The sequence below is a fragment of the Dactylosporangium sp. NPDC005555 genome (assembly GCF_040605635.1).
In the GTDB taxonomy this organism is placed as follows: Bacteria; Actinomycetota; Actinomycetes; order Mycobacteriales; family Micromonosporaceae; genus Dactylosporangium.
In genome coordinates this window covers 1-24,249 of the sequence record NZ_JBEXDG010000056.1, presented here as the reverse complement: position 1 = coordinate 24,249, position 24,249 = coordinate 1, and the positions used below count along the sequence as shown (strand labels likewise).

Here is a 24,249-nt window from a genome sequence, read left to right as displayed (position 1 = left end):
CACGTGTGTCCTCAAGCCGGTGCCCAGGTCACTCAGGTGCGGGCGGCGTTGTCGATGTCGGTGGCGCCGTCGTCGTCGGTCGCCGTGTAGGCCCACATGGCGTCCAGCGCGTGCTGGCCGAGATTGGTCATGCCCTCGCCGAGCTTGCGGGCGTTGGTCTTCACGGCCTGGTTGGCCGTCGTCTTCTCGTCACCGACGCCGGACGGGACCAACTGGTGATAACCGCCTTCGCCGCCCTCGCCATGCAGGAAGCTCTCGGCGAAGTCGTCGCCGCCGAAGGTCGCCGTCTGGTCCAGCGGGTCGATCCGGGCGATCGCACTCGACATGGTGCCGGTGAGCCGGCCGCCCAGGTCCTTGACCTTCTGTGCCGAGTTGAGCAGGTCGGCGGCGGTGCTGCCGAGAATGACGTAGTCACCCATCGTCGTCCCCCTGTCGCCGGATGTCGGCATCGTGGCTCTGGATCAGCTTGTTGATGTCCATGCCGCCGACCCGGGCCGCGCGCATGTCCAACGGCAGTGCCTCGTCGTAGATCTCCTGCGCCTGCCGCGCCGACTCCTCGATGGCCTTGCGGACGGTGGCCACGATCGTCGCGGCCAGCTCCTTGGAGTTCGGCTTGCGGTAGACCCGAGGGTCGATCTCGAGCTCGATGAGGTGCCCGCGCGGGCCGACCACGGCCTTGACCGTGCGGTCGTCCGACCATGCGGTGCCCGTGACCTCCAGGGCCTTGCGCTGGATGTCGGGCAGCTCCTTCGTGACCCGCTTGAGGTCGGCGAGCATCCCTTCGATCGCGCCCCAGTTGGGACGATCCACGGCACCTCCCCGTCAAGCCGCGATCACTGTGCCTCGGGTGTCCAAGTGTGCACCCGCCGAGGCTCCGGCGCTGCCCCGCCCCGGAACCCCGGCGGCCTTCGTCACATCCTCCGTGACCGGTCCGACGGACCGTTCAGATGCCCGCGGCGATCTGCTTGTCGACCGCCTGCATCCGCTCGGCCGACGCGCCCAGCTTCACACCGACCTGCGACAGGGCGGCCTTGATGTCGCCGATGCCCGAGTTCCACTCGGTGCGGGCGGAGTCGACCGCCTGGCCGGCGGCCCCGTGCCAGTCGGCGGCGAAGAGCTGGGTGAACTGCGTGTAGAGGTCCTCGAGGGACCCCTCGACCGCACCCGTGTAGGTGCCGATGGCGGTCGCCACGTCCGCGATCTGGCCGAAGTTGTAGGTGATGGCGCCGTCAGCGCCGTATCCCGCTCCCATGGATGTTCCTGCCTCTCGAAGGTCTCGTCGCGGAAGGGTCAGCCACGCAGGGCGGAGATGACCGTGGAGTCGCCGGTGGCGGCAGCCGCGGCCCGGATGTCGTTCGCCGCGTCGTCGTCGTTGACACCGAACGTCGAGGAGGCGCTGCTGATCTTCCCGGCGAGGTCGTCGAGGGCGTTCAGCATCTTCGTCAGGCCCTGGTTGAGCTGGGCCGAGGAGCCCTGCAGCGCGTTGTTCGCGGCACCGGACATGCCAGCCCCGCTGAGGCCGTTGATCCGGTCCAGCAGCTGCGCCATGCCGGTCGCGATGCTCTCGCGGGTCTCCATGCACCTGTTGGCCATCGTGTTGAGCTGATCCTGGGTCGCGTGGACCGTGCCCACACCTGGTGTGTCCGTCAACTTCGTCTCACCCCGTTTTCTGCTGTGGCTTCCCGGGAGGGAAGCTCGCTGAGCGATGGATCGATACAACCCACCATAATGCGGCGCACCAGACGGTAGCGCCCCAGTTCAAGGTCGGTCCAGTCGGACAGGGTTCTCCATTGTGGCGCTGTCCGGTTACGCTCGATCTGGACGAGGATGCCGGAGCGCCTCGGGCGATGGACCAGAGGCACGGATCGACGGGGGAGAGATCTTGGCTGAGCCGCGCGACGACGCGCCCTATAACCCGTACCAGTCTCAGACCACCGCCAACACGAATCCGGCGTGGCTCGAGGCCGGCCACAAGAACATCGACGCCGACATCGACGGCATGGCGGACTTCGCCAGCAACATGAAGATCATCATGGAGAACCTCCGCGGCAAGGTCCCGGAGCTCAACCTGCTCGGCACCATGCCGATCAACGCGTGGGCGCCCGGCTCGCTGCCCGAGGGTGCCTACACCGCGCATCTGATGCTGGCCAACTACAACGAGTTGCAGCAGTATCTGTCGTTCCTGGCGCAGGGGCTGATGAACACCGGCTCGGCCGCGCAGACCATCGCCAACGCCTATGCCGGCACCGACGGCTGGTCCGCCGCCGACCTCAACGCGGTCAAGTTCGCCTATGGCGACAGCAAGGCCGAGCGGCCTGCCGGCTATCCAGAGGAATGGCTCAAGCAGGTCAAGACCTGGCAGGACGCCTACAGCGAGAACATGAGCTCCGGCAACGGTGCCGCATCGGGCGTGGTGGTCCGCTGGACCGACCAGGGCACCTTCACCGACGCGCAGGGTCAGCACAAGGTCGCCGTCAGCACCGACGGCGTGCGCCGCGAGCTCATCACCAGGGTCGACCCGTTTACCGGCAACACGGTGACCACGACGATCGTGACCTATCCGCCGAACCCGAAGGGGAAGACGGACGAGGAGCGCGCGGGCTACACGCGCACGAGCCGGGCGGATACCACGACGTATGTCACGTCGGGCAACACGGTGCAGCAGCAGACCACCTATTACGGCAACGACGGCCGGTTGACCGGTTCGCAGACGCAGACGACGACCTACACCGACGGCGAGGTCACGAGCACGCACACGCAGAACAAGGACAAGGACGGCAACAACACGACCGGCAACAGCGTGGTCACCAACGCCGACGACAGCCAGACCATCACCACGACGCAGGCCGCCAAGGACCCCAAGGTCCTGCAGATCGGCGAGCAGACCGAGGGTGTGGTCGGCGCCGGCGAGCAGCCCGCCCAGGACAAGATCAACCAGCTCAGGCCGCAGTGATGCCCCGTGGCTGAAGACTGGCGGTACATGCGCGCGGAGATGCCGCACCCCGGCCCCTCCGGATCCGGCATGTGGTACAACGTGCCCGATCGATTCGACGTCGAGTTCACCAACCCGCCCAACGACGGCGAGAACGGCCCGTGGATCGAGGACATCCGCCAGCAGATCATGAACCAGCACCCGGAGGACATCTCCGCGCTGGCCGACCAGTGGAACCGGGCGTGGCAGCTGCTCTTCGGCATCCAGCAGCAGGTCCTGCAGACCAGCAGCGACCTGTATGAGAAGGACTGGAAGGACGGCGACGCCCGCGAGAAGTTCATGACCGCGGGGCCGGGCAAGATGCTGGCCTACCTGCAGTCTTGGATGGACTCGGCGCTCGACAACGTCGCCGCGCTGCGCGCACAGGTCACCATCGTCCGTGCCGCGCGCACGGAGATGGAGGGGATGTGGAGCCGGTACAAGTCGGCCATCGACAAGGCGTCGGAGACCGACGGCACGTTCGGCAACTGGTTCTGGCACTACAACCTGATCCCCGGCGGCGACCAGACCGACTACGACAACGCCAACAAGCGTGACGCGATCGAGCAGATCAACGAGAAGAAGAAGGAGTTCGCCCGCGAGGCGCAGGGGCTCGCGCACCGCACCGCGCAGCAGATCTTCCAGACCTACTCGACGGTCGGCAACGGCCACGGCGCGCCGTTCTTCCCGATGAACGCACTGCTGACGCCGATCGGCCAGCCCAACCCGATCAGCCTCGGAGGGCCGCCCGGCGGCATGCCCGGCGGTCCGCCGCCGGGGCTCAACCAGAGCCTGCTCAACCTGCAGAAGAACCCGCCGGTCATCCCGAATCCGGTCTCGACCAACCCGCTGCAGCCGGTGCTCAACGTCACCAACCCGCCGAATGTGCTGCCGCCGGGCGGGCTGCCCAACCCGACGATCGTGCCGCCGGTGCTGCCGCCCGGTGTCCGCCCGCCCGGGCAGCCCTTGGCGAAGCCGACGACCCTCAACCCGAACGTCACGTCGCCGTTCGCCAAGCTCGTCCCGAAGGGTCTCAACCCCGGCCTCATCCAGGCGAAGGGCATGGTCGCCCCGACCGGCGACATGACGCCCGGCGCGCTGCGCTCCCCGGGTTCGACCCCGCCGGCACCGCCGATGTCCAACGGTGCCCAGCGGCAGAACCCGCGCGCCAACCCGGCCGGCACGGGCAGGCAGCAGGAGAAGCTCAACGGCATCACGCGGCAGGGCGGGGTCGAGGAACCGTTCGCGCGGCAGCAGTCCGGCACCGTCCCGCCGGTCCTCAACAACAAGCAGCGCGGTGCGAGCGGCAAGCCCGGCAGCCAGTCGGAGCTGCACCCGCAGTCCCGGCAGGCGGCAGGCAGCACGTCGCCGCTGCGCCCTGCCGGGGCCGCCCCGCCGGTGCTCAAAGCACCGTCGCAGAGCCCGATGTTGCCGCCGGGGCAGCCCGGGTCGCGTACCACGCGCAAAACCGCGACAGGCAACGGTCAACCGGGTCAGCCGGTCCCAAACTCCGACTGGGCCGGGGTGGAGGCCGCCCGCTCCGACGTGGCCGCGCCGATCCTCGACGCTCCGGCGCCGCCGCCGACGGGTGCCGCAGTGTCGAAGCTCGAGGAGGTCAAGCTCCGCGGGCGGGCCGCTGCGACCGGCGCCCGCTCGGGCGGGCAGTCGCGGATCAAGGCCGGCCCGACGGTGTCGCCGGAGCTGACGGCCCGCAAGGCCCGCCGCGACGGATCCGGCACGGGGTCCGAGGCCGACGAGTCGGGCAACCGGATCGTGACCGACGACGTCGCGTTCAGCGTCGAGACGCCCGGTGGAGGCGTGGTCGCGAAGCAGCAGGACACGAGGGCCTACCGCCCTGAGGCGCCGACCGTCCTGGGTGGCGGCGCCTGATCCGTCGCCTGCTCTGCATGGAGGGTTTCGTCTGCTGGTCGCCTCAGCGTGCGGCGGCCAGCAGGTCCTCCAGGACGAGCATCCGGAGGTCCTCGCGGCTCGGGACCCGGCCGAGGCCGCGCAGCCGCCCGGACTGCGCCTTGCGCATCCCTTCGAGCAGCTTGCGGGCCTCACGCGCGTTGCCGAAGTTCTGCCCGCGGTCCATCTGGTCGAACCACTCGTACAACGCGTCCTCGAGCCCGGGGGCGAAGACGTAGTCGTCGTTGCGGGCGATCCGCCCCGCGATCAGCACGAGCTCCTGCGGCGAGTAGTTCTCGAACTCGAGCGTCTTGGCGAACCGCGACGCCAGACCCGAGTTGGCGTCCAGGAAGTCGGCCATCTCGGCGGTGTAGCCGGCGACGATGACGGCGACCTGGTCGCGCTGGTCCTCCATCAGCTTCACCAGCGTGTCGATCGCCTCCTGCCCGAAGTCGGCGCTGGCGCCACCGGAGCGGGCCAGTGTGTAGGCCTCGTCGATGAACAGGACCCCGCCGAGCGCCTCCTCGAAGACGGTCGTGGCCTTTTCCGCGGTGTGGCCGATGTACTGCCCGACGAGGTCACGCCGTGACACTTCCTTGAACTTGCCGATGGGCAGGACCCCGAGGGCCTTCAGCAGCTGCCCGTAGAGCCGGGCGACGGTCGTCTTGCCGGTGCCGGGCGCCCCGGTGAAGATGAGGTGGTGGCTGACCGCGCCGACGGCGAGGCTGGCACTGCGGCGCCACTCGTTGACCTGGATCTCGTCGATCAGCGAGCGGACCTCGCCCTTGACCCCGGCCAGGCCGATCATCGAGTCGAGCTCGGCGAGGAGCTTGTCGACCTTGTCCGTGTCCTGCTTCGTCGCACCCTCGACCGCCTGCACGCCGACCCGCGGCCGGTGCCGTTCGTCGGCCTCGCGGATCGTCGGGCTGGCGCCCTCGTCGACGTGGATGCCCGGCGTGGCCGTCGACTCGACGCGGCAGCTCTCCACGAGCCCGCCGCAGCCACGGCCGAACATGATGCCGACACCGTGCGTGTCGTGGATCCACGTCTCCGTGATCGTCGGTGCGCTCTGGTGCGCGACGGAGATGCCGGCGTCGCCGGTGGCCGAGATGTCGCAGCGCTCGATCGTCGGCTTTGCGGCGTGGTACACGTAGATGCCGCGGAATCCACAGCCCTCGATCGTGCTGTTGCGGATGACGGGGCTTGCCCCGAGGCGCACGATCACCCCGTCGTCGGCGATGTTGCGCACCTCGCACTTGTCGACGACGCCGTCGGAGTCTTCGATGACCATCCCGTACTGCCCCTGCGTCACCTTCACATCGGTCGCCTCGACGTGCGCGCCGTCGGTGATGCTGAGCCCTGCCGCGAACACGGCAGCGACCTCGCACGCCTCGATCGCGAGCCGGCCACCGGTGACGCTGACCGCCGGATAGTCGTCGGCGGTGAGGATCAGGCCGCGCAGCGTGACCTCGGCCGACTCACACGCCACGGCTGAGCCGCCGAGCCCTGTCGCGTCAAGCGTGACCGAACCGGCCTTCCCCGCCGCGACGATACTCACCTTGCGCCGCCGCAGCCGGACCACCTCGGCATAGGTGCCCGCCTCGACCGAGATCACCGCGCCGTCGGTCGCGATCTCCAAAGCGTCCTGAATCGTCGGATATGCCCCGGCCCGCTCCCGGGACACGATCAAAGTCTGCGCCATAACCCCACCGTCGACGGCAAACGATTGACGCGAGCGTACCTCGCGGCACAAACCCACAGGTTCGGTCGTTATGGTGTTGCGGGACCGATCACGCTCGGCACGGGGCTGGCGGCCATCATGGGGCGCACCGGCGTCGCAGGCCCGCCGGAGCCGCCGTGGAGGCCCACCTGACCCACGTGTACGCCAAACTCGGCGTCACCTCCGCACCCAACTGACAGGAGAACGGCCAGAATCGGCGCCCGGTCACCAGATCCGGAACCGATCACGCCGACGGCGAGGTGCAGTGGGACCGGGAACATCCCGGCGACCGCATCCTCGGCATCCTGTCCGACGTCACCTTCCTGCCAGACGGCGAAGTAGACCCAGCCGCCGGGACGCTCCGGTGTTCGAGTGGGGCCCAGACAACGGCAGCCTCATGGCAGGCGACTTCGACCACACACCTACCGACGTTCACCGTCAGGAGTGACGCAGACCCGAGGGCTGGCCCACGACGAACGCCAGGCGCGTTCGCGGAAGATCACCGTACGGGCGTACGTGTCGAAGTTGTGTCACGATCATCCACAGTGGACACTTGAGTTCGACAGCGCACAAGCATCCAAGTCAAGGTATCGATCGCGTGGCGTAACGATCCACGACACTTGCATCAATTTAGATGCCCGATGATGGGGCCAGGACCGGCGTCCGGCAACCGGTCGAGCACCGCGCGGCAGTTCGTCAGGGCGGTGCCCAGCGCTGGGTGGGCCTGCCGCAGCCTGGCAAGGTCTGTCCGCCCGTTCATCAGCTCGGACCACAGCACGGCCCGGCCCTGCTCCAGCAGCATCGCGGTCAGCTCGAGCTGCCCGGACGCGATGGCTGCCCCGGCCGCGTCGCGGCCCAGCGACGCTCCGTGCTCCTCCAGCAGTTGCTGCTGGTCCCGGCGGCCGACGCCGTGCCAGGCCACCAGCGGCAACAGGCCGACCGCTCGGGTGTAGGCGGGCACCGCCGCGGCCGGTTCCTCGGCCGTCCCGATCGCCTCCGCCAGCCGTCGCGCGGCACGCAGCCGCAGCCCGGCCGGGGCGACGTCCACTTCGACGGCCCGCCCCATGGCCTCCCGGGCGCGGTGCAGGTCGAGCGGGTCCGCCGTCCGCTCGAAGCGGTCCAGGAACGCCAGGCCGAGATTCGACAGGACGGTGGCGCGCAGCGGATGGTGCGCACCGATCGCGCCGAGCGCTTCGGTCATCGCCTCGACGGCTCCGTCGAAGTCGGCCGGATCACCGGCGAGCCGGTAACGGGCCAGCAGCTTGTTGCCGAGATTGGACAGGCTCGGCGCGCGCTGCGGGTGTCCCGGTCCGGCCGCCGCGACGGCCCGGGCCCCGGCCTCGATCGCCCGGTTCAGGTCGGCGGGGTCACCCAGTCGCTCGAACCGGGAAAGCCAGGAGTTGCCGAGATTCGTCAGGAACATCGGCCGGTTGGGGTGACCCGGTGCGGCCTGCGCCACCGCTTCGCCGTACGCCTCGGTGGCGCCGTCCACGTCGGCGACGACACCACCCCGGTCGAACCGGGCCAGCAACGCGTTGCTGAGGTTCGACCGGTGCAGGCCCCACTCCGGGTGGCCCGGCGACGCCGTCGCGGCGACGGCGGCCGACCCGGCAACGACGGCCCGGTCGAGATCCGCGGAGTTCCCCATGCGCTGGAACCGGGCCCGCAGCGCATTGCCCAGGTTCGACAGGTACGTGGCTCGATGCGGGTTGGTGACCGGCGTCGCCTCGGTCGCCCGCTGGAAGGTGTCGATCGCCTCGTTCAGGTCGGTGAGGTCGCCGGTGCCCTCGGACCTGGCCCACAGCGCGTTGCCCAGGTTCGACAGGAACCGTGGCTGGTAGTACTCGGCCGGGTTCGTGGCGACCGCCGCGGCACCGGCCTCGACGGCCCGGTCGACGTCGTGCGGGTCACCGCCGTGGAAGTACCGCCGCATCAGCACGCTGCACAGGTTCGACAGGTAGGTGGCATGGTCGAACTCGGTCGCTGCCGTCAGCGCCACCGCCGCGCCACACACGTCGACGGCCCGATCGAGGTCGCCGGTGTCGCCGCTGTCTTCGAAGCGCTTCAGCAGTGCGACGCCGAGGTTCGACAGGTACCGGGCCCGGCTGGAGGGATTCGGCTCGCTGCCGGCGACGGCTTCCTCCGCGGCGGCGACGGCCCGGTCCGCGTCGGCACTGGCGCCCAGGCGTTCGAAACCGGATCCGGTAGGCGTTGCCGAGGTTTGACAGTTGCAGCGCCCGCCCGGGCCCGACCGCCGTGTCGACCGCCTCGGCGCCGAGCTCGACGGCCCGGTCGACGTCCTGCCGGTCGTTGGTGCGGTCGAACCGCGCCAGCAATGCGGTGGCAAGGTTCGACCGGAAGACGGATCCGCGGGGGTCGCCCGGGCGCAGCACCTGCACGGCTCGGGTGAGCACCTCGATCGACCGCTCGATGTCCGCCGGCTCACCCAGCCGGTAGTGGCGGCGCAGCAGCGCCACGCCGAGCGTCGTCAGAAGGCCCGCGTTGGTCGTCGCCGGGTCGGCCACCGCAGCGCACACGCGCACCGCCTCGTTGAGGTCGCCGAGGTCGCCGAGGCGCTCGAACCGGCGCAACAACGCGCCACCGAGGGCCGACACGTAGATCGGCCGGTTGGGATGGTCCACCGTGGTCGCGTCGACGGCCTCCCGGCACACCGCGACGGCCCGCTCGACGTCCGGCAGGTCGCCCCGGTGCTCGAACCGCGCCTCCAGGCCGACGCCGAGATTGGACAGGTGCATCGCACGGCGAGGATCGTCCGGCGACATGCCGCGAGCCGCCGCATCGGCTGCGGCGATCGCCGGATCGAGGGTGTCCGGATCGCGGAACCACCGGTAGCGACCCAGCAGCGCGAAGGCCAGCTCACCGAGGCGGCGGGCCCGGTCCGGGTCGTCCGGCGCTGTTGCGTCGACGACCTCGGACCATGCGCCGATGGCGCGATCGACGTCGGACATGTCGCCGGCGAGCTCAAACCGGATCATGAGCAGGTCGCCGAGTTCAGCCACACGCGCGTGCCGGGCGGCGTCACCCGGCGCGGTCGCGGCCGCCGCGCGAGCCGCCGCGCCGATCGCCCCATCGAGGTCGCCGGAATCGCCCCTGCGCCGATGGCGGCTCAGCAGTATCCGCTGCAGGAACGTCAGGTAGACGGTCTCCCGGGGATGGCCCGCCGGCGTGGCGTTCACGGCCGCGGTCAGCAGATCGACGGTCTGGTCGAGGTGGACCTGGCCGTCGCGCCGCAGGAGGCGCACGGCGGTCTGGACCCGGACCTCGGCGACGAACGACCGGGCGCGCCTGCGGACCGACGAGATCACCAGGGCACCCGCCTGAGTCTCGTCGTACCGGCCGGGTCGACGCAGGCAGGTGCCGGGCGTTGCCAGCGTGGCCCGCCGTTGCGGGGATCGGGCGCGGTCAGTGCGCCGCGCTCCACCTGGGCAGTACCACCACCAGCTGCCGCAGCCTCGCCATCACGCCCCCGTTCCCGCGAACGAGCCTCGGCCGCATCCCGATACCGCACTGCCACGGTGCACTCTGACGGACCGCAGGCCCTGGAAGCGCTGGGGTACGTAAAGGTCCGGTGCATTGAGCGTTGGCAAGATCGAGGCAGACCTGAGCGGTGAAGTCATTGACCCGACCTGATCCGTGGCTGCCTCCGAAGTCGGCGTTCGCCGGGTTCCGGCTCCCGCCCGAGGTCATCGTCTTTGACATGGAGATGATGCGTATCATGAATATGATGGGTCGGGGGCTTCTGCCACCACCCGTCCGCGCAGGAGGTCGGGACCGATCTCGGCCACCGACGACACGCCGCACAGTGCCATTGTGCGCAGCAGATCCTCGCGTAGCGCGGTCAGCAGACCACGCACACCCGCCTCGCCACCGACCGCCAGGGCCCAGAGGACCGGACGACCCACCAGGACCGCATGGGCGCCCAGCGCCAGCGCTCGCACCGCATCCGCACCGGTGCGGATGCCGCCGTCCACCAGGACGTGCGCGGGGGTACCGGACAGCGCCGCGGCGACCTCGACCAACGCGTCGGCGGTGGCTACCGCGCCGTCCATCTGCCGACCGCCGTGGTTGGAAACGACGACCCCGCTGGCCCCCGCTGCGACGACGACCTTCGCGTCGTCTCCGCGCAGAACGCCTTTCACCGCGACCGGCAGGCCGCTGACGTCGGCGACCCAGCCGATCAGGTCGGGCGTCAGGGTGTTCTCCAGTTCGATCGAGTAGCTGGCCGAAACCTGCCCACTCTCAGGGAAGTTGGCCAGCCGCAGGTTCGCGCCGGTGGGCAGCCGGTAACCGTGGCGGCGGTCGCGGCGGCGGTCGCCCGCGATCGGCGCGTCGACCGTCAGCAACACGGCGCGGTAGCCGACCGCCGCGGCGCGCTGCAGCAGATCCCGGCTCCGGCCGCGGTCTCGCAGCACGTACGCCTGGAACCATTGGACGCCACCGGCCGCGGCCACCTCCTCCACAGTGGAGGTGGCGTAGGTCGAGACACTGAGGACGGTGCCTGTCGCCGCCGCCGCGGCCGCGGTGGCGGTCTCGCCGTCGGGGTGGGCCATCCGCTGCAGACCCATCGGCGCCACCGCGATCGGTGTGGTCATCCGGCAACCCAGGACCTCGACGCCGGCGTCCACGCCACTCACGCCACGCAGCACGCGCGGTGCCAGAAGCCGTTGCCGCCAGCTCGCGACGTTGGCGGCCAGGGTCGTTTCGTCGCCGGCGCCACCGGCGAAGTAGTCGTACACCTCTTCGGGCAGCCGCAGCCTGGCGGCTGCCTCGGTCGCCTCGAGGTCCGCCCAATCAGTAGCCGGCACGCGGATCCACCACCCCGTCGAGTTGAAGCCCCGCGACCCGCCGCGCGACGTTGTCCCGAATTCGTCGCAACAGCAAGGGCGCGGCCAACTCGGCCGGACAGCTGGTGTGCGGCGTGATCAGGCAGTTCGCGAGGCGCCACAGCCGGTGCCCGGCCGGCAGCGGTTCGGGTTCGGTGACGTCCAGCACCGCACCGCCGAGGCGTCCTGTCTCGAGCGCCACGGTCAGGTCATCGGTGACCACCAGCGGGCCGCGGGCCACGTTGACCAGCCAGGCGTCGTCCGGCAACCGCTCGAGCAACCGGGCGTCCACCAACCCGACCGTCTCCGGTGTCAGGGCGAGCGCCAGCACCAGCACGTCCGTCTGCGGTGCGAGCTCCTCGAGCAGCTGCGGCCCCACGGTGCGACGGACCCCGGGTACGTTCACCGGAGCCCGGCGCACCACGTCGATGGTCACCTCGAACGGCGCCAGCAGCCGGATCAGGGCGCTGGTCACCCCTCCTCCGCCGACGATCGTGACGCGCGCGCCGAACAGCGAGCGGGTGGGCTGCGGCTCCCACCGGCGGTCGCGGGCGTAGCCCGGCACGCCGCGGAACCCGGCGAGGAGCGTGGCCAGCACCCACTCGGCCATCGGCTCGGCGTAGGCGCCCTTGGCCGACGTCCACACCCGGTCATCGGTGATGAGTGGCCCGAACGCGTCCACGCCCGACGTGACCAGCTGCACCCAGCGCACCTGCGGGTGTTCGCGCAGCGTGGCGCCCAGGGCCGCCGGGTCGGACCAGTCGGTCCAGATCACCCCGTCGGCGTCGGCCACCCCACTGAGCGTGCCCCCGCCCGCCCGGACCGCATCCTCGATCCGGTCGCGGTCGGCCGGAGCGGAGTGCGGTGCGGCCGGCAGCACGCAGATCCGCGTCCCGTCGGCCACGTCAGTCCTGGCCCACCGTGTGCCCGGCGACGTCGGCGAGCGAACGCCGACCGGGACAGGTGTTCACGCCGAATGGGGCCCGCGTGCCCTCATAGTTGATGGCAAGGGACGAGGTCTCAAACATGTCAAACTCCCAGGTTGGCGCCGACAACCGCGGGGATCTTGAAGACCTCGTCCGGATCATCGCCGGCGATGATCACGCCGGGTTGGAACAACCATCGCACGGTCGCAGATGTCCCACCGGAAGTCAATCTTTGCAATCCACCACGAGGGCCCGGGCGCACTGTGGATAATACGTGCCGGCACCGACCTTCCCGTCTGCCTCGACCTGACTTGACACGCCCCGAGAGTCGAAACAGAATGGCACAACCAAGCGCTTGTTAGGCGCACACGATAGCGGGTGTACGGTCAGCGGCGCCACCGCGACGAACTGGATCCACAATCGAAGGAGCCCGCGCCATGCCGATCCGGATCGCCGTCCTTGACGATTATCAGCGCGTCGCCCGGTCGAGCGCCGATTGGACGCCACTTGACGGCCGGGCCGACGTCACATTCTTCCACGACCACATCACCGACCCGGCTGACTTGGTCCGCCGGCTGGAGCCGTTCGACGTGGTCGTGGCGATGCGCGAGCGGACGGCGTTCCCGGCGGCGATCCTCGACAGGCTGCCCAACCTGGCCCTCCTGGTCACCACCGGTCCGTTCAACGCGGCGATCGACGTCACGGCCGCACAAGCCCGCGGGATCGTGGTCTGCGGAACTGGCGGCGTGCCGCACACCACGGCCGAGCTGACCTGGGCCCTCATCATGGCGGTCACCCGCCGGGTGCCGGCCGAGGATGCCGCGCTGCGGGCAGGGCGGTGGCAGACCACGATCGGTCCTGAGCTGGCTGGATCGACCCTCGGCATCATCGGGCTGGGCAATATCGGCTCGAGGATCGCCCGCTACGCGCGGGCATTCGACGTTGACGTCGTCGCCTGGAGCGAGAATCTCACCAGCGAGCGGGCCGAGGCGATGGGTGTGAAGCGCGTCGGCAAGCGCGAACTGTTCGAGCGCGCCGACATAGCTACCGTCCACCTCAAGCTGAGTGAACGCACGAGGAACCTGATCGGTCGACCCGAGCTGGAACTGCTCGGCCCGCGCGGCTATCTGGTCAACACCTCGCGCGGGCCGATCGTGGACGAGTATGCCCTGGCCGAGGCCCTGTCGGACGCCGTCATCGCCGGCGCGGCGCTGGACGTGTTCTCCGTCGAGCCGTTGCCGGCAGACCACCCGCTGCGCGACGCACCGAACACCGTCCTGACGCCACATATCGGCTATGTCTCGGTGCCGATGTACGAGCGGTTCTTCTCGCACGTGGTGGAAGACGTCGTGTCATGGCTGCAGGGCACCCCGGTTCGGGTAATCCCGGCCGAGTCGTAAGCGCCGAAGGCTGGCTTGGCCGACGCCGAGGGTTTGCCGGGGGTCAGCGCGCTCCCGGTCACTGGCGTTTCGACCCAGCGGCATAATCTGCTGAGTTCCAGTCCGCTCCGCGATCAAGAAAGACCCACAATGGGTCCTTTCGATCCCTCTCCGATCGAGTGGCTGCCTGTGGCCGGCTGTCCCGAACCTCGCCGACACACAGTTCGTCAAACACCACCATGCGGGAGGCGATACGCCACCGCCCAACGGCATCCGGCGTGAATTTGTCCAGGTAACGACATTTCACAGTCGTCAATTGCTGCGCGCCGGAGGCTTCTTGTTCACGGCGCCTCAGATAACACAGGCAGTAGGACTCGACCAATGCGACATCCGGGTCAGGCAGGTCAACGAGGACGTTGGTGATGAAATGAACCGACGAGTCCAGTTGTGCATGACGAACTTTCATGTCCTCGATCAGCCCGTCGACCCCTCCTCGGTACGCACCGTGGTGATCGAAGGCATTGTCGTGGTAGCACGCACGCACCGAGTCCCAGTCACACCGATCGACCGCCCTCGCATACCGGTGCAGGCAGTCAGTAACGGCCATGGTCACCTGGACCCGTGATTGCTCGAACTGGTCGTCCCGCGGCATTGGTCACCCACTTCCTCGAGTCTGTCGATGCTGTGCTGCGTCATGACCGCTGAACCAGGACGGATGACGACCGTGGGGCGGAGGATGTCCGCCCCACGGCCAGCTTTCGGTCCAATCAGCAGAGCGGCTGGTAGGTCGCCCACGGTCCCTTCGGCTTGTTGTCCGCGCCGAACTCGATCAGCGACAGGCCGCACAGGCCATCCGTACCGAGGTGCTTGGTGGCGGAGTAGGACAGGGTGAAGCTTGCCTGGCCGAACGAGGCCTGGTATCCGGTGATGCTCTGGATCGCCTCGTTGAGCTTCTTCCCGTCGTCCGCGCCGCCCGCCTTCTCGATCGCGAGCTTGACGATGTGCACGGTGTCCCAGGCTTGGGCATCGTAGGCCGTGATCTCGTAGTCGGCGCCGTTCTTGCTCTTCAGGAACTTGGTGAGCTCCTGGGTACGAGGGTTCTGGCTGTTGATGGAACCCATGAACACCAAACCGTTGAGGGCGCCCGGGTTGGCCAGCTTCCAGGAGTCCGGCTGGTTGCCGATCGACGCGAGGGAGAACCGCGGCTTCCCGGCCAACTGGCTGGCGAGCGTGTTCTGCGCGAGCACCTCGAACGCGCCACCGAGGCTCGTCACCATCACCGCGTCGACGTTCGCGTTCTTGAGTCGGGCCACCTGTGCCGACAGGTCGGACGCCGCGGTGGCACCCTTCTCGGACGCTGCGATCTGCACACAGGGCATCGCGTCGAACAGCGCCTTGTCCACCGCGGCCATGGTCGGGGAGTCATCGGTCAGCACGCCGATCTTCTTGATGTTGGCCTTCTCGAACGCTCCGCAGTACACCTTGGCCCAGTCGCCGGTCGCGTTGGCGAGCATGTAGATGAACTCGTTGTTCGGCGGGTCGACCAGCGTCTGGGTCACGCTGGTGGGGGCGATGGCCGGGATGCCGAGCTGGGCGAGGATCGGCTTGGCCTGCGCCGTTGCCGCGCTACCCGTCTGCATCAGCACCAGCTTGGCGCCCTCGCCGACCAACTTCTGCACCACGGCCGGCGACCTGGTCGGGTCGCTCTCGTCGTTGCCCACCACGAGCTGCAGCGGACTACCGAGCACGCCGCCCTTGTCGTTGATGTCCTGAATGGCCAGCCGGATCGTCTTACCGGAAATGTTGCTGTATGAAGCGCCCGGACCAGTGCTGTCCTGGTCCAAGCCGATGATGATGGGCTTACCAGTCGCCGTGCCGGTGTCCGGTGCGTCGGAGCCACTCTTGCTGCAGCCCGCGAACGCCACCAACGCGGCGATCAGCGCTCCAGCAAGCGTCGCTGATCTCCTGAATGTGGCCACGTCTACCCCTTACCCTCACCGGGACAAATGCATTGGGCTCAACCGTTACGTCGCCACCGCCACGTCGTTCCTGCGTGCGGTCCGGCGAGGAGTCCTTGTACCTAACAAGCGCTTGGTTGCCCAATATCTCTTCGGGCGCGTCCCGTGTCAAGGGTTGCTTGGTCGCGAGCGGGTTACAGAACGATCAAGCCGGTAACCTCCGCGGTCAGCAGCCGCACCGGCGGCACGCCCTCGTAGCACCGGTGGAAGTTCGCGGTGAGCCGCTGGTCAGCGCCGCACCGGCCGCCGGTGATTGACCCACGGGGTAACCCGGCCCAATCGTCCCGGGCATGACCACACGCGCACCTGGTGTCCTGTGGGGGCGGCGCATCGCCGCAAGGACGTTGGTGGTCGCAACGCTCTGGCCGGACGAGTACACCATCCGCACGCTCCGACCTGAAGCCGGTGCGCCGGACCCATACGCCGACGACCGCGTCCTGCTCCGCCTGGCGCAAGTCGTGCGTGTACCGGACAGCTTCAGTGCTGCCGAACGGCAGCGCGGCGAGGCCCGTCCTGGCTCAGCGTCTCCAGCCTGACGGGCCAGGCGTAGCACCAGGATGCAAGCACAGGGCTGCCAAGCTCGCTGGGACCGGACATCCGTCAGCAGCTCATGGCAGGCGCCGATGCCGACGTCCGGAGTGGGAGCAGTCCGTCACTGGTAGGTCGACACCGTGGAGCGGCCACGACCAGTGGCCGCTCCACTACGGCATGCGGCCGCAGGGCGTCCCGCTATCGGCCCTCGCCCTGCCGGTGCGCCGTGCGCTCGCCGGCGAGCAGCGCGAAGACCGCCAGCAAGCCACCGATCACGACGTTCACCCAGATGGCGAACTCTCGCTCCCAACCGGCCGGGGCGAGCGCGACACCGGCCGTCACGGTCGCCACGGCGGCCACGGCCATGCCGATGCGGGCCGCACGCTGCGCACCGGTCCGCGTGGACGGGCGCAGGCGCGTGAGCCGGTCGCGCCGCCGCAGCACCGACCACAGGATGACCAGCGCGCCGACCGCGCCGCCCGCGCCGGCTATGAGCATCGGCACGCCCATTGCGTGAAAGCCGACCGTGACCGCGCCGGCACCGCGCCAGGCCATCAGCCCGAAGATCACCACTGCCGCGCCGTGCAGGGCGACACTGCGGTGCAACCGGCGCTGGTCAGCGCGAGGCGGTTGATCGTGTACGAGAGCCATGCCGGTCCTCCGTCTCAGGTTCCGCACATCGTCGCACCTATCAGCACCGCACGTCCGGGACACTGCTCCCCAACTTCGTGATCGCTGGCTGGGATCGGGTGCGATGTGGGGTGCCGGGTTCGGATCGGCTGTGGCCGTGGCGGCTCCTCAGGTATTGAGGCGTTTTCTGTACCACTGGCGCGGGGTGCCGTCCGGGCCGGGGTCAGCGGGTTCCTGGGCGGTGAAGCCGAGCCGCTGGTAAAACTGTCGGGCGCCGCTGGGCGCTGCGGCGGGGTGGTCCTCGCTGAAGGTGATCACCTCGATCAATCCTGGGCTGTCGAGTCGGTGTAGTGCTTCGGTGACCAGTGCCCGGCCCACGCCGAGTCCTCGATCGGAGTGCGCTACGACGAGCCAACTGATCCGGCATACCAGTGGGCGAGTGTTGAACAGGATGCCGCCGCGTAAGTCTGTGCCGTCGTGATGGCGTACGCACATCGCTGTGCCTCGTTGGATGTTGCGCTGCAGGGCGTCACGGAATCCGGGCTGGTCGACCATCGGCCCGAACCATTGCTCGACCTGCCCGGCCAGCGCGAGGAAGCCGGTGACGTCGGCCATTCGCGCCACGGTCACATTCATCGGAATCAGCCTTTCGGCGGGCCTGCCCAATCAGACCAGACGCGGCCACCGCGTAATCATCCGGTGTTGTGTGGACAACCAAAGATCGCGAGGTGCCCGCTGCGGCCATGGTAGAGGCCGGCCGGGTGCAGGAAGAATTGGGTGCGCTGGTCGGCCGGTTCGGGGCGTTCTTCACCAGGGTGGAGCCGTTGCGGCAGTCGGGGCGATCCGGGCCTGGGCCGGGCGGAACCGGGTCGAGTTGTGTTTCACCCCGACGTATTCGTCGTCGGCGAACCCGATCGAGGCGCACTTCGGGGTGGTTGGGGGTTCCAGCCGGCCACGACGAACATCCGCAGCGGCCCGGTCGCGACCCAGGCGTTGCACGACTATCTGCGCTGACGCAACGCCAACGCCCGCCACCCCGACGTCCTGGCCGCGCAACGCCGCGAACGCGCCCGCATCCGCTCCGAACGGCAACGCCGCTGGGGTCAGACCACCGCCAAGGCAGCGGCCTGATCAACCCCACCAGCGTTTCCGGCCACAGCACCAGAGAAGCTATCCAGCAGCCGGTAACCAGCGGCATCGAGCCGCTCGGGCAGATCCCCGATCATGTCGCCGGGTCGCTACGGGCCTCCAGCCGCTCGTAGCGCTGCCGGGCCGCTTGCGGGGTGCCTAGGCCGAGGCTCAGCGCGATGTCCTGCCAGGTCATTGCGCGGGCGCGGGCGGTTCTGAGCAGGTAGAGCTCCGTGGCGTCCACTTCCGCCCGCACCTCGGGCAGCAGGGTCAGCGCCGCGACCAAGTCGGACCTGTCCAGCGGGGGCTCGCCTGGGGCCGGCGGGATCGACCCGGCGGCCATCGCTGCGGCGACGCGGACCACCTCGTGCGGGGCGGCGACGTCCGCGTGGGTGTGCCGCGAGCGCAACTCGGGCGATCCGGCGTGGCGCTCGGTGAGGTGGGCCAGCGCGGCGTATACCCGCTCCGCGCGCCGTGCCCCGGGGTCCGGGAAAGTCAGCATCTCCGTCATACCTTCCGAGCATGCCAGCTCAACGATCTGTTTTCAACAGACTGTTCAAATCGCCGCGATGCCAGCGGCGACCTGGTGCGAGCCACGGACGGAAGCGTGGCACCGGACCCGGCCAACGTTTCCGGTCACAGCACTTGTCAAGGTTGATCCGTCCGACCTACCTCGTCGTCGGCCGCGTGGCCGCCGGTCCGGTCTGGGCCGGCGAACAGGGCGGCTGCGGTTGCCGCCACGGCGACGAACGGCAAGGATGCGACGTATGCGACGGTTCGACGGGCGGGTGGCGTTGGTGACGGGGGCGGCGCGCGGTATCGGCCGAGCGGTCGCCGCCCGTCTCGCGGCCGAGGGCGCCGCCGTGACCCTCACCGACATCGACGAAGACGCGGTCACCGCGGCGGCCGATCACCTGGCCGGGACCGGCGCCGACGCGATGGCGCAGGTCTGCGACGTCACCGACCGCACCGCGGTCGACGCCGCGGTGGCGGCGGTCGTGCACCGACACGGCCGGTTGGACGTGCTGGTGAACAACGTCGGCGTGTCCCTGGGAACACCATTCGAAGAGATCGACGAGGCGGCGTGGCGCGACCAGAGCGAGCCGACGCTGCACGGCGCCGTCCGCTGCATCCAGGCCGCCCTGCCACACCTGCTCACCTCACCGGTCGGCGGCAGCGTGGTGACGATAGGGTCGGTGAACGGCCTAGCAGCCTTCGGTGACCTGGTGTACTCCGCCGGGAAGGCCGGCCTGCAAAGCCTCAACCAGAACCTCGCCGTGCTGTACTCGCCTCGCAAGCTGGCGCGCCAGGGCTCGTCATCGCGCGGCGTGCGGTTCAACCTCGTCGCACCGGGCACCATTCGAACGCCCGCCTGGACGGAGGCCGGCCCCGAGAAACTGGCCATCCTCGAGCAGCTGGCCCGACGGTACCCGGCCGGCCGGGTCGGCGAGCCGGAAGACGTCGCAGCCGCGGTAGCATTCCTCGCCTCCGATGACGCGTCCTGGATCACCGGTGTCATCCTGCCGGTCGACGGTGGCGCGTTAACCGGCCCACTCAGCCTGGACAACACCGACTGAGGTTGTACCGGGCCAACCATCGGACTGCTTCATTCGAGCTTCACGGCCCAGTACTCCCGAAGCACAGACCCGGCAGATGCCGCTGGCCCTTCCGAGCATTGAACCGCCGGGCCGGTGCCACCGCCTCGAACCGCACCGCCCACGCATCCTCCAGCGCCACCTGATGCTGCGCACCGTCCTCGGTGACGTACCCGACCCGGAACGCCTCCCGCTCCGCGCCGGCCTATCGGGCTCGTAAATCCGGTCGGGGCCGTGACGTGCGGTTTTGTGTAGAGTCTGCCCGGCGGTAGCGGCGACAATCGAGGTCATGACCGCTTCGCTGGTGTCCTGCTCCTACGCCAGATTCTGCAGATGCGCACCCAGCTCGCCCGCGACGGCGGTGCGAAAGACGTCGAACTCCTCGTGTTACGCCACCAGGTGACGGTCCTGCGCCGGCAGGTCCACCGCCCCGACCTGCAACCCGCGGACCGGGTGATGCTGGCCGCGCTGTCGCGGCTGCTGCCCCGACCGCAATGGTCGACGTTCTTCATCACCCCGGCCACGCTGCTGCGCTGGCACCGGCAGCTGATCGCCCGGCACTGGACCTATCCGCACGCACCACCCGGCCGGCCACCCATCGACCGGAAACACCGCGGCCTGGTCCTGCGTCTGGCCGCGGAGAACCCGACCTGGGGCCACCGCCGAATACAGGGCGAGCTGGCTCGCCTTGGCTACCGGATCGCGGCCAGCACGGTCTGGAAGATCCTGCACCGGGCCGGCGTCGACCCGGCACCCCGCCGGACCGGACCCACCTGGCAGCAGTTCCTCACCGCACAGGCCCACACAATCCTGGCCTGCGACTTCTTCACCGTCGACACCGTGCTCCTCAAACGGATCTACGTGCTGTTCTTCATCGAACTCGCCACCCGCCAGGTCCACATCGTCGGCGTCACCGCACATCCGACCGGTAGCTGGGCCACACAGCAAGCACGGAACCTGCTCATGAGCCTCGAGCAGCGGGCCGACGGCTGCGGTTCCTGCTCCGCGACCGGGACGCGAAATTCACCGCCGCCTTCGACACGGTCTTCACCGCCGCGGGTATCGACGTGCTCCGCACACCGCCACAAGCGCCGAGAGCGAACGCGTACGCGGAGCGCTGGGTCGGCACGGTCCGACGCGAGCGCACCGACCGGATCCTCATCGTCGGCGAACGACGCCTGGCCAGCGTCCTAACCGAGTACACCGCCCACTACAACGGCCACCGGCCACACCGATCGCTCGGCCAGCAACCGCCCAACCCGCCACCGCAGGCCGTCGACCTCAACGCCGCCCGGGTCCAACGGCGCCCGATCCTCGGCGGGCTGATCAACGAATACACCCAGGCAGCGTAGCCAAACCGGATTTACGAGCCTCACAGCCTGCTCAACCGCCATTCGCGTCGATCACCGGCAGCCCATCACAGACCCCTTGACTCCGTTCAACGCAACGGCGAGGAGCTCATCAAGCACTCCGAGCAGCCGTCAACGACGCAAACCGTACGGTCCGTGTCATGACACGATCAGAACATTCATCGTGGTCAAAAAAAGGCCAGCTGAGCTGGCCTTTAGAAAAGTCGGGACGGCGGGATTCGAACCCACGACCCCTTGACCCCCAGGGTCGCCGGAGGCCCCAGCGACGTGCTCAAGCACGTTCTCCCAGGTCACCACAAGCATAAACCGGCCGAGTAAAGGGGTCCAGCGGATCACCTCGTCGTGGCGACGATACGTGCGGGCGCCGAGCCTGCCGGGCCGGCTCACGTGCCCAGATCAGGGCGCAATGAGTCGGCTCCTCTGGCACGATGAGGCAATCAGAGCTGGCCGACCCTGCGGCAACATCCAAGGCATTCGCCAGCAGCCTGGCCAGGCGGCTGTGCCGCTTGGCCGCGCCCGGACTCACGAGGACCATCCCATCCACGATCTCGATACCCGCGCATTGCTCTTCCGTCCAGGTCGCATACTGCTCGGCCGTGACCTGCTCATGCATCCAGGCCGGCGCGACCATTTCGGCCGTCACACACAACCTCCTGAACGATGATCGGCTACCGGCCTCAAGATACCGTGGCTTCGACGACAAGCCGTCTCCCCGGCACGTCTGGGCCGAATGTCTAGATTGTGCCACTGCTCACACGCACCGTCATGGCTCCTTGTTCAGCGCACCGGCCCGCGACGGATGCTCGTCACGCAGCGAAACGATGTTCGCCGCCCTCGCGCTTGCGGTCGATCGAAATGATCTTGGTGTCCGCTTCCGCCGCGAGTGCCGAGCGTGTGCGGCTCGTAAATTCGGTTCGGTGGCGGTGGTCCGGCTCCACGGTCTCGCGCCCCAGGGCTCTGTTGCATTCGTCGTTCGGCACGATCGAGGCAGGGTTGAGCAGTGATGCTTTCAAGCCGCCGGCTGTCGTCGCCGCCACGGTCCGCGTTCGTCGGGTTCCGGTTTCCGCCGGAGGTGATCGTGGTCGCTGTTCGGCTGCACCTGCGGTACAGCCTCTCGTATCGTGACGTCGAGGAACTGCTGCTCGAGCGTGGTGTCGAGGCCGATCACGTCACGATCTTCCGGTGGGTGCAACGGTTCACTCCGTTGCTGGCTGACGCGGCCCGGTTCTGCCGTCACTCACCAGGTGACAGGTGGTTCGTCGACGAAACGTATGTCAAAGTCAGCGGTGTCTGGCGGTATGTGTACCGGGCCGTGGATCAGGATGGGCAGGTCATCGACGTGCTCCTCGCCGCGCATCGAGACGCTGCCGCGGCGCGCCGGTTCTTCCGGCGAGCGTTGGCCACGTTGAAGGTGACCCCGGGCGAGGTCGTCACCGACGCTGCACCGGTGTACCCGGCCGTGCTGGATGAGGTGGTCCCGTCGGCGTGGCATCACGTCGAACAGCATGCCAACAACCGGGTCGAGGCCGATCACAGTCAGCTCAAGCGCCGGCTCAGACCGATGCGCGGGCTGCGCACGGACCGGACCGCGCAGACGATCATCGCCGGGCACGCATTCATGCAGAACCTCCGCCGCGGCCACGACGAAATCGGGCTCGACGCCCCGCGCGGGCTTCGTGTCGCCGCAGCGTTCACCGAGCTCGCCACCGCCGTCTGACGACCGGCCCGCACACGCTCAACGCGCCCTCCGATCGGCAAACGTAACAGCGCCCCAGCTCTATCCCGGCCGGGACCTCACCGCGCACTACGTCGACGCGCGCTGGGTCGGCAAACTCGAACGCGGCGAGCACCGCTGGCCCAGCGACGAACGCCGCGCCGCGCTCCGCCTCGTGCTCCACTGCGATTCCGACACCGCCCTGGGCCTGTACAGCCCACGGCACAGCGAACCCGCGACCGACGGCAACGAGCTCGGCGAATCCCGACGTGACCTGTTGCGCAGCATCGCCGCAGTCGCCGCGGCATCCGGGCTGCTGGGCGGCTCGATCTTGCAGCAGCGGCAGCTGGGCACCACCGACGTCCAACGCCTCGGCGCCGTCCTGACGTTGTACCGGTCGCTGGACTACGAAGTCGGCGGCGGCGCCCTGGTCGACGACCTCGGCCGCTTCGCCGCCACCACCTCGGCGCTGCTCGAACATGACTACCCCGCCGCGATCGTGCCGTCGCTGTTCGCCGCCGTCGCCTTCCCGCTCCAGGGGAAGGGCACCGCCCGGCTCGGAAACGGGACGACCGCGAGCGTCACGGCCGCGAGGACGGCGGCGAACGTGCGAACGAGGCGCATGGAACTCCCCGTTCCGCCGCACGGAAACCGGTCCTCACGGCACGGCTCAACGGCCGGGTGTCCAATGAGGACGTCGGGGACGTTTCCACATTCCGGCCCTTCCCGGACGCGCGGCCCTGGGCGCGGCTCAGATCGTGGTGGCGACGGGGAGACCGGCGGCCCGCTCGTCCAGTCCGGCTGTTCGGGATTGGTCACGCCGGGCATACCTCCCGCCAGTCCCTGCGGCGCACGGGCGTCGCCGGTCAGCAGGACGGACCCCAGGATCACCGCCGCCGCGGCCGACATGGCGATGGCGAGCCGCAGCTGGCGTCGAGTGCGGAACTGCTCGACCACCTCGGCGGCCGGCGGGCCGGCGAAGATGCCGATCGCCCGGATCGGGCGGTCCGGGCGCGGGTTGCCGGCGAGCCGTGCGGCGAGCGCCGGACCGCGGAGCGGTTCCATGACGACGTACGGACCGTGGTCCGGCGTTTCGCCGTAGTCGTAGACACCAGCGACGTTTGGGTGCGAAAGACCTGCTGCGGCCCGCGCCTCGCGGAGGACCCGGTCGTGCAGGCCGGCGTCGGCCGCGAACTTCCCGGCGAGCACCTTCACCGCGACCTCGCGGTCGAGGAGCTCGTCGTGCGCCTGCCACGTCTCGAAAACGCCGCCCTCGCTGAGCCGGTCGCAGAGGCGGTATGCCGCCGGCCAGGGCGGCGACTCCCAGCCGACGGGCCCACTCGACGCCACTCGCCAGTGTGAATGATTGCTGCTGCGGGGCTGCCAACTGCTGGCGGTTGAGTGCTCTTCAGTGCTCTTCAGCGCTGTTGAGCGTGTTCGTGGGTGTGGGTTGCCGGAAAAGTGTCGTACCCGCGGTCCATACTGTTCGCGGTGTCGGTCGGGGCGGGGGTGTGG

The 24,249-nt window shown here is 69.1% G+C and carries 25 protein-coding genes and 1 pseudogene; 7 read left to right on the top strand and 19 right to left on the bottom strand.

Annotated features, from left to right (window positions below; genetic code table 11):
- Positions 1-32: 32 nt before the first annotated feature.
- The 4 genes from ABZS58_RS40145 to ABZS58_RS40130 all read right to left on the bottom strand — a co-directional run bounded on the left by ABZS58_RS40145 (position 33) and on the right by ABZS58_RS40130 (position 1,650).
- Positions 33-419, bottom strand: coding sequence for a hypothetical protein (locus tag ABZS58_RS40145; RefSeq protein ID WP_354788923.1), 387 nt, complete (start codon positions 417-419; stop codon positions 33-35).
- The gene (locus ABZS58_RS40140; protein WP_354788922.1) at positions 412-810 is read right to left on the bottom strand and encodes a YbaB/EbfC family nucleoid-associated protein; all 399 of its coding nucleotides are present in this window, start codon (positions 808-810) and stop codon (positions 412-414) included. The genes ABZS58_RS40145 and ABZS58_RS40140 overlap by 8 nt, the downstream gene beginning before the upstream one ends.
- A 133-nt stretch (positions 811-943) precedes the next feature.
- Positions 944-1,252: a WXG100 family type VII secretion target gene (locus ABZS58_RS40135; RefSeq protein WP_354788920.1), complete on the bottom strand. Its 309-nt coding sequence runs from the start codon at positions 1,250-1,252 to the stop codon at positions 944-946.
- 38 nt (positions 1,253-1,290) lie between these two features.
- Positions 1,291-1,650 (bottom strand): WXG100 family type VII secretion target, encoded by a 360-nt coding sequence (locus tag ABZS58_RS40130; protein ID WP_354788918.1) that lies wholly within the window; start codon positions 1,648-1,650, stop codon positions 1,291-1,293.
- Positions 1,651-1,792: 142 nt separating this feature from the next.
- On the opposite strand from ABZS58_RS40130, the gene ABZS58_RS40125 reads away from it, so the two are divergent.
- Together ABZS58_RS40125 and ABZS58_RS40120 are read left to right on the top strand one after the other, a co-directional pair.
- Positions 1,793-2,953, top strand: coding sequence for a hypothetical protein (locus ABZS58_RS40125; protein WP_354788916.1), 1,161 nt, complete (start codon positions 1,793-1,795; stop codon positions 2,951-2,953).
- 6 nt (positions 2,954-2,959) lie between these two features.
- Complete coding sequence (locus ABZS58_RS40120) at positions 2,960-4,861, top strand: hypothetical protein (protein ID WP_354788915.1); 1,902 nt, start codon at positions 2,960-2,962, stop codon at positions 4,859-4,861.
- Positions 4,862-4,904: 43 nt separating this feature from the next.
- Here the strand turns inward: ABZS58_RS40120 and ABZS58_RS40115 are convergent, their stop codons facing one another.
- The 5 genes from ABZS58_RS40115 to ABZS58_RS40095 all read right to left on the bottom strand — a co-directional run bounded on the left by ABZS58_RS40115 (position 4,905) and on the right by ABZS58_RS40095 (position 12,347).
- Positions 4,905-6,581, bottom strand: a complete 1,677-nt coding sequence (locus ABZS58_RS40115) for a right-handed parallel beta-helix repeat-containing protein (RefSeq protein ID WP_354788913.1) — start codon at positions 6,579-6,581, stop codon at positions 4,905-4,907.
- A 643-nt stretch (positions 6,582-7,224) separates the two neighbouring features.
- The gene (locus ABZS58_RS40110) at positions 7,225-8,538 is read right to left on the bottom strand and encodes a hypothetical protein (RefSeq protein ID WP_354788912.1); all 1,314 of its coding nucleotides are present in this window, start codon (positions 8,536-8,538) and stop codon (positions 7,225-7,227) included.
- Complete coding sequence (locus ABZS58_RS40105; protein WP_354788911.1) at positions 8,507-9,925, bottom strand: hypothetical protein; 1,419 nt, start codon at positions 9,923-9,925, stop codon at positions 8,507-8,509. Before ABZS58_RS40105 ends, ABZS58_RS40110 begins: the two co-directional genes overlap by 32 nt.
- Before the next feature lie 408 nt (positions 9,926-10,333).
- Positions 10,334-11,425, bottom strand: coding sequence for an alpha-hydroxy acid oxidase (locus ABZS58_RS40100; protein ID WP_354788909.1), 1,092 nt, complete (start codon positions 11,423-11,425; stop codon positions 10,334-10,336).
- A complete protein-coding gene (locus ABZS58_RS40095; RefSeq protein WP_354788907.1) occupies positions 11,412-12,347 on the bottom strand; it encodes an NAD(P)-dependent oxidoreductase in 936 nt (311 codons plus the stop codon). Before ABZS58_RS40095 ends, ABZS58_RS40100 begins: the two co-directional genes overlap by 14 nt.
- 459 nt (positions 12,348-12,806) lie before the next feature.
- Here ABZS58_RS40095 and ABZS58_RS40090 point away from each other — a divergent pair, with 459 nt between their 5' ends.
- Positions 12,807-13,769 carry a D-2-hydroxyacid dehydrogenase family protein gene (locus ABZS58_RS40090; RefSeq protein WP_354788906.1) on the top strand — a complete coding sequence of 321 codons (963 nt, stop codon included), beginning with the start codon at positions 12,807-12,809 and terminating at the stop codon, positions 13,767-13,769.
- Between the two features lie 58 nt (positions 13,770-13,827).
- On the opposite strand, the gene ABZS58_RS40085 is transcribed toward ABZS58_RS40090, so the two are convergent.
- The 4 genes from ABZS58_RS40085 to ABZS58_RS40070 form a co-directional block, all read right to left on the bottom strand.
- Positions 13,828-14,400, bottom strand: coding sequence for a nuclear transport factor 2 family protein (locus ABZS58_RS40085; RefSeq protein WP_354788904.1), 573 nt, complete (start codon positions 14,398-14,400; stop codon positions 13,828-13,830).
- Positions 14,401-14,515: 115 nt separating this feature from the next.
- A complete protein-coding gene (locus ABZS58_RS40080; RefSeq protein WP_354788903.1) occupies positions 14,516-15,727 on the bottom strand; it encodes an ABC transporter substrate-binding protein in 1,212 nt (403 codons plus the stop codon).
- A gap of 768 nt (positions 15,728-16,495) precedes the next feature.
- Positions 16,496-16,948 (bottom strand): hypothetical protein, encoded by a 453-nt coding sequence (locus ABZS58_RS40075; protein WP_354788901.1) that lies wholly within the window; start codon positions 16,946-16,948, stop codon positions 16,496-16,498.
- 147 nt (positions 16,949-17,095) lie between these two features.
- Positions 17,096-17,563 (bottom strand): GNAT family N-acetyltransferase, encoded by a 468-nt coding sequence (locus ABZS58_RS40070; RefSeq protein ID WP_354788899.1) that lies wholly within the window; start codon positions 17,561-17,563, stop codon positions 17,096-17,098.
- A 205-nt stretch (positions 17,564-17,768) separates the two neighbouring features.
- Here ABZS58_RS40070 and ABZS58_RS40065 point away from each other — a divergent pair.
- Positions 17,769-18,058, top strand: a pseudogene (locus ABZS58_RS40065) (IS630 family transposase); the annotation flags it as partial.
- On the opposite strand, the gene ABZS58_RS40060 reads toward ABZS58_RS40065, so the two are convergent.
- Positions 18,031-18,153 carry a hypothetical protein gene (locus ABZS58_RS40060; protein ID WP_354788973.1) on the bottom strand — a complete coding sequence of 41 codons (123 nt, stop codon included), beginning with the start codon at positions 18,151-18,153 and terminating at the stop codon, positions 18,031-18,033. The pseudogene ABZS58_RS40065 and the gene ABZS58_RS40060 overlap by 28 nt on opposite strands.
- Positions 18,150-18,557, bottom strand: a complete 408-nt coding sequence (locus ABZS58_RS40055) for a DNA-binding protein (RefSeq protein ID WP_354788898.1) — start codon at positions 18,555-18,557, stop codon at positions 18,150-18,152. The genes ABZS58_RS40060 and ABZS58_RS40055 overlap by 4 nt, the downstream gene beginning before the upstream one ends.
- 265 nt (positions 18,558-18,822) lie before the next feature.
- Between ABZS58_RS40055 and ABZS58_RS40050 the strand changes: the two genes are divergently transcribed.
- Positions 18,823-19,632, top strand: coding sequence for an SDR family oxidoreductase (locus ABZS58_RS40050; RefSeq protein WP_354788896.1), 810 nt, complete (start codon positions 18,823-18,825; stop codon positions 19,630-19,632).
- Positions 19,633-20,717: 1,085 nt separating this feature from the next.
- On the top strand, positions 20,718-21,002 hold the full coding sequence (locus tag ABZS58_RS40045) for an integrase core domain-containing protein (RefSeq protein ID WP_354788894.1): 285 nt from the start codon (positions 20,718-20,720) through the stop codon (positions 21,000-21,002).
- A gap of 289 nt (positions 21,003-21,291) precedes the next feature.
- Here ABZS58_RS40045 and ABZS58_RS40040 read toward each other — a convergent pair whose 3' ends face one another.
- Positions 21,292-21,663, bottom strand: coding sequence for a hypothetical protein (locus ABZS58_RS40040; protein ID WP_354788892.1), 372 nt, complete (start codon positions 21,661-21,663; stop codon positions 21,292-21,294).
- Positions 21,664-21,826: 163 nt separating this feature from the next.
- Complete coding sequence (locus ABZS58_RS40035; protein ID WP_354788971.1) at positions 21,827-22,057, bottom strand: hypothetical protein; 231 nt, start codon at positions 22,055-22,057, stop codon at positions 21,827-21,829.
- Between ABZS58_RS40035 and ABZS58_RS40030 the strand changes: the two genes are divergently transcribed.
- Positions 22,024-22,737, top strand: a complete 714-nt coding sequence (locus tag ABZS58_RS40030) for an IS6 family transposase (RefSeq protein ID WP_354788969.1) — start codon at positions 22,024-22,026, stop codon at positions 22,735-22,737. The genes ABZS58_RS40035 and ABZS58_RS40030 overlap by 34 nt on opposite strands.
- Here the strand turns inward: ABZS58_RS40030 and ABZS58_RS40025 are convergent.
- Together ABZS58_RS40025 and ABZS58_RS40020 are read right to left on the bottom strand one after the other, a co-directional pair.
- Positions 22,712-23,215: a hypothetical protein gene (locus ABZS58_RS40025; protein WP_354788891.1), complete on the bottom strand. Its 504-nt coding sequence runs from the start codon at positions 23,213-23,215 to the stop codon at positions 22,712-22,714. The two genes, ABZS58_RS40030 and ABZS58_RS40025, sit on opposite strands and share 26 nt — an antisense overlap.
- A 2-nt stretch (positions 23,216-23,217) precedes the next feature.
- On the bottom strand, positions 23,218-24,084 hold the full coding sequence (locus ABZS58_RS40020; RefSeq protein WP_354788889.1) for a hypothetical protein: 867 nt from the start codon (positions 24,082-24,084) through the stop codon (positions 23,218-23,220).
- Between the last annotated feature and the right edge of the window lie 165 nt (positions 24,085-24,249).

What these genes read in the sequence shown, in the direction of transcription:
- ABZS58_RS40090 (WP_354788906.1), top strand. Translation starts at nt 12,807, where the DNA reads ATGCCGATCCGGATCGCCGTCCTTGACGATTATCAGCGCGTCGCCCGG.
- ABZS58_RS40085 (WP_354788904.1), bottom strand. Translation starts at nt 14,400, where the DNA reads ATGCCGCGGGACGACCAGTTCGAGCAATCACGGGTCCAGGTGACCATG.
- ABZS58_RS40115 (WP_354788913.1), bottom strand. Translation starts at nt 6,581, where the DNA reads ATGGCGCAGACTTTGATCGTGTCCCGGGAGCGGGCCGGGGCATATCCG.
- ABZS58_RS40075 (WP_354788901.1), bottom strand. Translation starts at nt 16,948, where the DNA reads ATGGCTCTCGTACACGATCAACCGCCTCGCGCTGACCAGCGCCGGTTG.
- ABZS58_RS40055 (WP_354788898.1), bottom strand. Translation starts at nt 18,557, where the DNA reads ATGCTGACTTTCCCGGACCCCGGGGCACGGCGCGCGGAGCGGGTATAC.
- ABZS58_RS40030 (WP_354788969.1), top strand. Translation starts at nt 22,024, where the DNA reads ATGCTTTCAAGCCGCCGGCTGTCGTCGCCGCCACGGTCCGCGTTCGTC.
- ABZS58_RS40145 (WP_354788923.1), bottom strand. Translation starts at nt 419, where the DNA reads ATGGGTGACTACGTCATTCTCGGCAGCACCGCCGCCGACCTGCTCAAC.
- ABZS58_RS40025 (WP_354788891.1), bottom strand. Translation starts at nt 23,215, where the DNA reads ATGTTCGAGCAGCGCCGAGGTGGTGGCGGCGAAGCGGCCGAGGTCGTC.
- ABZS58_RS40060 (WP_354788973.1), bottom strand. Translation starts at nt 18,153, where the DNA reads ATGATCGGGGATCTGCCCGAGCGGCTCGATGCCGCTGGTTACCGGCTG.
- ABZS58_RS40070 (WP_354788899.1), bottom strand. Translation starts at nt 17,563, where the DNA reads ATGAATGTGACCGTGGCGCGAATGGCCGACGTCACCGGCTTCCTCGCG.
- ABZS58_RS40135 (WP_354788920.1), bottom strand. Translation starts at nt 1,252, where the DNA reads ATGGGAGCGGGATACGGCGCTGACGGCGCCATCACCTACAACTTCGGC.
- ABZS58_RS40050 (WP_354788896.1), top strand. Translation starts at nt 18,823, where the DNA reads ATGCGACGGTTCGACGGGCGGGTGGCGTTGGTGACGGGGGCGGCGCGC.